Origin of the sequence: uncultured Methanobrevibacter sp. (assembly GCF_902784195.1) — an archaeon.
GTDB lineage: Archaea > Methanobacteriota > Methanobacteria > Methanobacteriales > Methanobacteriaceae > Methanobrevibacter.
Genome location: NZ_CACZTX010000006.1, coordinates 275,776 through 284,367, shown reverse-complemented (window position 1 = coordinate 284,367; position 8,592 = coordinate 275,776). Strand labels below are relative to the sequence as shown.

At 31.1% G+C, this 8,592-nt stretch carries 8 protein-coding genes; 6 read left to right on the top strand and 2 right to left on the bottom strand.

Annotated features, from left to right (window positions below; translation table 11 throughout):
* Positions 1-239 precede the first annotated feature (239 nt).
* Entirely contained in the window at positions 240-1,112 is an 873-nt protein-coding gene (locus QZU90_RS06135) for an NgoPII family restriction endonuclease (RefSeq protein WP_296856163.1), read from the bottom strand.
* A 243-nt stretch (positions 1,113-1,355) separates the two neighbouring features.
* On the opposite strand from QZU90_RS06135, the gene QZU90_RS06130 reads away from it, so the two are divergent.
* The 3 genes from QZU90_RS06130 (at position 1,356) to QZU90_RS06120 (ending at position 3,512) form a co-directional block, all read left to right on the top strand.
* Positions 1,356-2,309, top strand: a complete 954-nt coding sequence (locus QZU90_RS06130) for a HaeIII family restriction endonuclease (RefSeq protein WP_296856161.1) — start codon at positions 1,356-1,358, stop codon at positions 2,307-2,309.
* A 68-nt stretch (positions 2,310-2,377) separates the two neighbouring features.
* Positions 2,378-3,352, top strand: a complete 975-nt coding sequence (locus tag QZU90_RS06125) for a DNA cytosine methyltransferase (protein WP_296856159.1) — start codon at positions 2,378-2,380, stop codon at positions 3,350-3,352.
* Positions 3,294-3,512, top strand: a complete 219-nt coding sequence (locus QZU90_RS06120; RefSeq protein WP_296856176.1) for a hypothetical protein — start codon at positions 3,294-3,296, stop codon at positions 3,510-3,512. Before QZU90_RS06125 ends, QZU90_RS06120 begins: the two co-directional genes overlap by 59 nt.
* Positions 3,513-3,697: 185 nt before the next feature.
* Here QZU90_RS06120 and QZU90_RS06115 read toward each other — a convergent pair whose 3' ends face one another.
* A complete protein-coding gene (locus QZU90_RS06115; RefSeq protein WP_296856157.1) occupies positions 3,698-4,135 on the bottom strand; it encodes a very short patch repair endonuclease in 438 nt (145 codons plus the stop codon).
* 208 nt (positions 4,136-4,343) lie between these two features.
* Here QZU90_RS06115 and QZU90_RS06110 point away from each other — a divergent pair, with 208 nt between their 5' ends.
* The 3 genes from QZU90_RS06110 to QZU90_RS06100 all read left to right on the top strand — a co-directional run bounded on the left by QZU90_RS06110 (position 4,344) and on the right by QZU90_RS06100 (position 8,590).
* Positions 4,344-5,846, top strand: a complete 1,503-nt coding sequence (locus tag QZU90_RS06110; protein WP_296856156.1) for a hypothetical protein — start codon at positions 4,344-4,346, stop codon at positions 5,844-5,846.
* 34 nt (positions 5,847-5,880) lie between these two features.
* On the top strand, positions 5,881-6,276 hold the full coding sequence (locus QZU90_RS06105) for a hypothetical protein (RefSeq protein WP_296856154.1): 396 nt from the start codon (positions 5,881-5,883) through the stop codon (positions 6,274-6,276).
* Positions 6,277-6,625: 349 nt separating this feature from the next.
* Positions 6,626-8,590, top strand: a complete 1,965-nt coding sequence (locus tag QZU90_RS06100) for a phage holin family protein (protein ID WP_394350203.1) — start codon at positions 6,626-6,628, stop codon at positions 8,588-8,590.
* The last annotated feature ends 2 nt before the right edge of the window (positions 8,591-8,592 follow it).

Sequence of the window (8,592 nt, the reverse complement as noted above, 5' to 3'; positions counted from 1 at the left end):
CTTAGACGCTCAAGGATTTTTCTACATCTGTGATGATGGAAAAGGAACTCCTATTTTAGTTGCAAGTTCAGGACCATCAACTGAAGATCCTTTGACTGTAGATGATAATCCTGCAAGATTAGTTGTTGATTCATTGGAATAAGTTAATTCTTATTCTCTTTTTATTTTTTTATGAGGATATGAATTGTAATTAAGTATCACTAATTAAAACAGTTTCAATACATGATAAAAAAGGTTTCTCACTCACCATGAACATCGAACCTAATACACACAGAATCTATCAAATTATCTGAGTTATTGGGGTCTGATATTTGTACATCTTCATCAAAAGTTATATCATCATCATTTTTAATTGCTTGTTTATCCTCTTCGGGGAATGATTCAAATTTTTCTTTCCTCATCAAACATATCATTGAGAATTGAGTTTCATTCAGTTCAAAATTAAAGATATCTTTGAAGATTTTTTTTATTGGGTTGTCTAAAATCCACATGGGTCTGACTCTTAAGTGTGTTACACTTAATGGATCAACATTATTCAATCTTGCAATTTCATTTGTTTCTAAGTTTGCTTCAGGAAGTTCATTTAATTTATTTGATGCTCGGTTTTTAACATTAATATATACTTCTTTATCAGCAGCAAAACAATCTCCATATATAAAAGTTATCAATGCCCATCTTTCTTCTTCCTCTTCATCCTTTTGTGCAAGTCCAATAACATATAATAGATCTTTTTCCTCCCATTCTTCACATTCCCTACATTTTTGATTTATACGAGAATCGTTAGAAAATAACTTATTTTTTGGATATGAGCTGTTTAATTGGATATCACCTAAATTTTCACGTTTTTTAACCTCTATAGCATCACCATTTTTAATTATTAAATCAGGAGGGTTATTTTTACTTCCTAAATATGAAAAATACTTGTCGTACTCATTCTTTTTTAATTCTTTATCAGTTTCATTAAAGCTGTTTGAAAACGCATCTTTAACAAAAGTTTCTAAAGCTACTCCTTTTTGATTAATACGGTTGTTTACAGTTTCACCATCATCACTTATTTTATAATTACTTAAATTTTTAATATTTATCATTGCCTTTAAAACATTTGTACCCATAGAATCACATCAATACTTAATTTTTTAAAATATTAATACTTAAAGAACGTGATTATTATATAATAGATGTTTAACAAATTATATTTATTTCTATTGATTTTTAAGCATAGTAAACTATTTACAAATGTTATTTTCACATGCTCTCTTAAGATTTATAAACTTCAAAAACAAATTAAATTATATAAAAAATATAAGTAAATTATTAGGCTGATAAAAATTTTAAAATAATAGCAGGTGGTTTAAATGACTATTAACAGCAACAATCAAGGTAGAGCGTTTGAATACATCACTTTAATTACACTCAAAGAAGAAATAAGCAAAGTCAGAGATGTCGTTATTAAAGAGGATAGTAGTTTTTTTGCTACTAAAAGAGCATGGAATCAAATAGATTTAACTCTCCAATCAGATTTAAAAAAGGCATCAAAGGCACCTATTGATATTATTTTTGAATCAGAACCAATGATTTGTGAGGATAGTGGGGATGTTCTTGAGTTATTGATTCAACCGGACAGTCAAGGAGAAAAAGGGGATGTTCGGGATATTCTTTTAGTTAGAAGAGATATATCATGGGAAGTAGGATTAAGTCTTAAACATAATCACTCTGCAGTAAAACATAGTCGGTTAGCAAAGGATCTTGACTTTGGAGAAAAATGGTTTGGTATACCTTGTTCAGAACAATATTGGAAAGATATTGGGCCGATTTTCAAATATTTAGAAGAGGAGAAGTCTAAGAGATCAAAATGGCGTGATTTACCAGATAAAGAGAATGATGTTTACGTTCCATTATTGAATGCCTTTAAGGATGAAGTGATAAGAAGTAGTAATTCTAATCCAGAAGTTCCAAGAAGGATGATTGAATATTTAGTAGGCGATTATGATTTCTATAAAGTCACTAGTTGGGATAGAAAAAAGATTACAGAAATATCAACATATAATTTAAAAGGGACTTTAAATCAAGGTAATAACAATCATTCAAAAAATCCAATACCTATAGTAAATTTACCAACAAAGATTATTAATATTGATTTTAAGGCTGGAAAGAAAAATACAATTGAAATGTTTATGGATGAAGGGTGGCAGTTTAGCTTTAGAATACATAATGCCTCTTCGAAAGTCGAAACAAGTCTGAAATTTGATATAAAACCTATTAAAAGACCAGATACAATAGTTCAAATCAATTGTAAGTGGAATGAATAATAAATTATTTGAAAAATATTTTTAAACCCATCAGAATTATGGAATTTTTTTATGAGGATTGATAAGTTATGAGAGTAGCATCATTTTTTTCAGGGGCTGGAGGATTAGATTTAGGCTTTGAAAATGCAGGTTTTGAAATAGTTTATGCTAATGATAATTGGAAAGGCTGTTGGGAAACTTATGAGAAAAACCATCATTTAAAAGTGGATAGGCGTTCTATCGAAGATGTTAAAGGAGAGGATATTCCTAATGTAGTAGGGTTTATAGGTGGTCCGCCATGTCAAAGTTGGTCTTTAGCAGGAGCTATGAAAGGAATTAAGGATTCTCGTGGGCAACTTTTATATGATTATGTTAGATTAATAGAATCAAAAGAACCTAAATTTTTCTTAGCAGAGAATGTTCCTGGAATGGTTTGTAAAACTCATTTAGATGAATTTGAAAAATTTAAGGAAGCTTTAAAAGATATAGGATATAATGTTTCATTTCAAGTGTTAAATGCCAATGATTATGAAGTTCCACAAGACAGGAAAAGGGTATTTTTAGTTGGTTTACATGAGAGTTTAAATAAAGAATTTCAATTTCCTGAACCTATTACTCCAAAATTAACACTTAAAGATGCAATTGGTGATTTATCAGAACCATTGCCGGCTTATGGTAAGAATAAGGCTAACCCATTTAGTAAATTAGATATACCAAATCACGAATATATGACTGGTGATTTTTCAACTATTTATATGTCTAGAAATCGGGTAAGAAAATGGGATGAACCCTCCTTCACTATTCAAGCTGGTGGAAGACACGCCCCTTGTCATCCTCAAGCTAATCCAATGATTAAAGTTGAAAAAGATAAAAGAATATTTGATCCAGAATCACCAAATCCATATAGAAGATTATCTGTAAGAGAATGTGCAAGGATACAAACCTTCCCAGATGATTTTATTTTCTATTATAAAAGCATAAATGATGGATATAAAATGATTGGTAATGCTGTACCAGTCAAATTGGCAGAAAATATTGCAATACAAATTAAAAAGGTTCTTTAGTGATAATATGGTTAGAGATGATGAACGTTGGGAAGTATTTGATTCAGAAGGAAAACGTGTTGCATATATTGCAGCAGCGACAGAAGAAGATATGGTTAAATTAATGGAAGAGTATTATGATGAGACTTATATTTTCAAAAGAAAAATAATAAAAAAATAATGGCATTTAAATTAAATTTATAATTAAATAAAATAATGAATGTTTTATTAAATATATTTTAGTAGGGTCTGTATTCAACTTACTCAAATCAAGACATGAAAATAATATTTTTCATCTACAATATACACATTACAATCACTTTTTTTACAAAACTTCATCTATTCCTGAGAAACTATCTGATTATACTATTTCTTGAGAGTCTCCTCACGTTTGTCCTTTTTAAGTTGGCACTCCCAAACTGTGATGATTGTCCAACCCATATCTTCAAGCTCTTTCTTGTTTTGTTCCTCTCGTTCCCTGTTTCTGTAGAGCTTGTTTTCCCAATATTCAACATTCGAATTTGGAATCTTGTAATACTTGCATCCTTCATGGAGATACCAGAAGCAGCCACGGACAAAGACTATGGTTCTGTATTTAGGCAGCACAACATCAGGACTTCCAGGATATCTCCTGTCATTCTTTCTTAACCTGAGTCCCCTTCTGAAGAGATAGCTTCTTACAAGAATCTCAGGCTTGGTGTCATTGCTTCTGATTCTTGATATTATGTAGCTTCTTTTCTCCCTCTGAATTTGTCTGCCATGAAAGTCAACTCTGACATGGATAATAATCTTAAAATATTTCATATTTTTGTTAAACATAAAATTTTAAAATGTATAATATTATTCGTGTTGAACAACAAATAGTTATCAATTTAAAACTTGGACATTAGTATATTGCAAAATGGGGGGCTTAAAACGGTTAATTTTATATATAACCATCAACTGTATTATTACATAGGGGTTGGGTGTTATTGTTACATCATTTTTTAAAATTCATTTCTAAAGGGGTATTATGATAACAAAAATTTTATTAGACACAAATATTTTAATTCAACGAGAAGATAATGAACCTTTGTCAAAATCTTTACAAAAATTTTTAAGATTAATGGCAAAAGACTTTTTCAAAGTATATATCCATCCTGCAACATATGATGATGTCAAAAATGATACTGATGAAAATAGAAGAAAAATCACTTTATCAAAATTAAATAGTTACGAAGAGTTAAAAAATCCTCCAAGTTTTGAAGGTGATGAAGATTTTAAAGGAAAAATCAAAATTGACAAATCAAATGACTATAATGACGCTTTATTATTATATTCGTTGTATACCAAAAAAGTAGATTTTTTAATTACAGAAGACTTGGGAATTCATAAAAGAGCAAAGAAATTTGACTTAGAAGAACAAGTATTAACCATCGATGAAGCATTAAAATATTTAGACATTCGGCTGCCTTTTAAACCTGAGACAATTAAAAAAACAACTGTCGATAATGTGGATGTTAATGACCCATTTTTTGATTCATTAAAAGAGGATTACCCGGAATTTAATCATTGGTTTGAAAAAATTTCTAAAGAAGAGAGAAATTGTCTAATTTATACTGAAAATGGAAAATTAGGGGCTTTATTAGTATATAAGCTTGAAAATGAAAATATTGCTTTGGTTAATAAAACTTTAATTCCTAAACCTAGAATAAAAATAGCAACAATGAAAGTATCAAGCACAGGAAATAAAATAGGCGAATTGTTCTTATACTGGATAATTAATTATGCAATTAGTTTGGGATTTGAAGAGGTTTATTTGACACATTTCATTAAAGAAAATGACGATTTAGTTTATCTTATAGAAGAATATGGATTCAAATATGTGGGTGATAATGTTAGATCCGAAGCCGTTTATATTAAAAATATCAATAAAGATAAAATTTTAGAAGAAATTAATGTGAATGAGGATTCTTTTTCAGATATTGCAAAGAAATATTATCCTTATTTCTGTGATAATGAAAATGTTAGAAAATTTATAGTGCCTATAAAACCAGAATTCCATGAAAAATTATTCTTAAAGCAAATAGTGCAAACTAGATTAGAATCTTTTTTAGAGGAAGGTTTTGGTGAATATCCTTCAAATTTAATTGCTACAAACACTATAAAAAAAGCTTATATATCTCATGCTAATACCAATCTAAAGGAAGGGGATTTAGTATTGTTTTATGAAACTGATAAGAAAGGAATTGCCGATATTGGAGTAGTGGAATCTTTCTATAGAGTAGATAATTTAAATGATCTCCATCAGTTAATTAGTAAGCGCTCTGTTTTTTCATTGGAGGAATTGGAAGAGCTTATAGAAAATGAAGTTTCTGTAATGTTATTTATTCATTCAAAGACATATGATTATAAGATTTCCTATGATGAATTAGTAGAATCTGGAATTATTAATGGACCTATTCAATCCACACAAAGTTTAAGTCATGATAAATATTTAATTATTAGAGATATATTTAAGCGTAATACTTACTAAAATATTATATAGAGTTGGTCTTATGGATGTTTTGATGTCAATCAAACCACAGTATGTTGAGAAAATTATTTCAAAAGAAAAAACTTACGAGTTTCGTAGATCTGTTTTCAAAAGGGATGTAACCAATGTAATTATTTATGCCACTGCTCCTGAGAAAAAGATTATAGGTTCATTTGAATTAGAGGACATTATTAGGGATACTCCTTCCAATTTATGGAATAATTTTTCAAATAAAGCAGGAATTTGTAAAAAAGATTTCTTTGATTATTTTAAAGGTAAAGATGAGGGATTTGCTTTGAAAGTAGGTGAATTAAACATTTTAGACGATTTTATTGATGTAAATTGTTTAGATGATTTTAGAGCTCCCCAATCTTATACATATGTTGACAAAGAGGAATTTTTTTCAAAAATTCACAATCCCAATTTTTAAAATGGAATTAAGTGCTTTTATGATTAATTTTATAATGTAATTAATTCCTAATTATGAAATATTTACTTAAAACTTCCTTTTTCTACCAACCACTCTACAAACTGATTGTTTTACGTATCAGATTCCATCAATATAATCTTAGGTCTTCCATACATTCCTTTCCTTATATAGTTTCCTTCTGTTATTATGATTTATTCTTCTTTTTCATGTCTATATAGCTATTGTAAATAATTCAAATAATTTTCAATAAGAATTCCTTATATTTTAAATACTTTTCTCACCCAATATATTCTTATATAACTTATTTTCAAAATGAAAAAATTTTAAAACAATGTCTGGCCGGATTAATATGGAAATTATCAACCAAAAACCAACCCCAAGAAGAAGTTTTAGGAGAAGTCTAATAGTATTCATTGGAAACGTCCTGGGAATTTACTTAATAGGTTTTTTAGGATTGGGAATCAAACTCAGTTCATTTGATGACATACTACTTTTAGTTCTATTCATCGGTTTATTAAATGCAATTTTATGGCCTATTCTAACAAGAATAGCAATGCCATTTCTAGTTTTGACCTTTGGATTTGGAACATTGATACTAAACGGAATTCTTCTTGAGTTTCTCGCACCATTGTTTTTTATAGAAATCGAAGGTCCTGCAATAATTCTTGCCCCATTAGGGATGGCTGCAGTTACAACCATACTGTCTTCCCTCATAACAATTGATGATGACAGCTCCTATTACCGGGCTGTTTTTAATGCTGCTAAAAAGAAAAGGAAAGCTGAAGTCAAGGATTATCCTGGATTGATAATCGTTGAAATCGATGGGCTTGCTTATGAAGTTCTCCGTGAAGCTGTCGAAAGGGGAGAGATGCCTACAGTTAAGGAAATGATTGAGAGCAATGAGTACAATCTTAGAATGTGGGAAACAGACTTGTCTTCCCAAACAGGTGCAAGTCAGGCCGGAATCCTTCATGGAAACAATGAAGGTATCGTTGCATTCAGATGGATAGAAAAGGCCAATGGCAATCAGATGATGCAATGCTCTGGAATCACTAAGGTCCCTGAACTTGAAGAGAGAATTTCAAATGGAGATGGTTTGCTTGTGGATAATGGAGCAAGCAGATCAAACCTATTTTCAGGAGACACTGACAATGTGATATTCACATTCAGCAAGATAATGGACTTCAAGAAACTCTACAATAAGGCATGGTATTCCGTATTTTCCAATCCGAGCAATTTTGCACGTATCATCGCATTGTTCCTTGGGGATATGGTACGTGAGATCTGGTCTCAAATCACACATTCATTAAGGGATGTCAAGCCAAGAATAAACCGTGGAATAGTCTACATTCCAACAAGAGCTGCAACAAACGTGTTCATGAGAGAAATCAACACTTCAACATTAATCGGAGACATGATGATTGGAGATATTGATGTTGCATACTCAACATACCTTGGTTATGATGAGATAGCTCACCACTCTGGAGTAAGGGACAGTGATGCATGGATTGCCTTAAGGCAGATGGACAGGCAGATCAAGCACTTGATCGATGCAAACAAGTATTCCCCTAGAGACTATCAATTCGTTATCCAATCAGATCACGGCCAAACAAACGGTGCCACATTTACCCAAAGGTATGGTGAAAGCTTTGAGGACTTTGTCAAGTCATTGCTTCCGGAAGACATGTCTATGTTTGCAAAAATGACTTCCAACGATGACCATTTTGTAGGTGACTATACTCCATTTGCTAGAAAGGAAAAGAAAATAGCCAAAGAGGAAAAGGAAGCTCAGGAATTAAGCGACTCTGAAGTCATCGTATTGGCTTCAGGAAACCTTGCAATGATCTATTTGACACAATGGAGCCAAAGATTGACTTATGAGGAACTTAACAGCTATTTCCCTGAACTGATTCCAGGCATAATAAACAATGAGTATGTCGGTTTCATTTTAGTCAATTCCAAAGAGAATGGGGACTTGGCCATTGGAAAGAATGGAACCTACTACCTGGATAGCGACAAGATTGATGGTGAAAATCCTCTTCTTGGATTTGGTGACAATATCGTTAGTCATTTGAAAAGAACAAGCTCATTTGAACATACACCGGATATTCTGGTCAACAGCTTTTATGATGAGAAGTCAGATGAGGTATGTGCATTTGAGGAATTGGTTGGAAGCCATGGTGGTGTTGGTGGAGACCAATCCAAGCCATTCATATTGTATCCTTCAAGCTGGAATGTCAGTGATGATGAGATTATTGGTGCAGAAAGCATATATGAGCTATTGAAAGAGAATTTGCTTAAATTGAAATCATAATT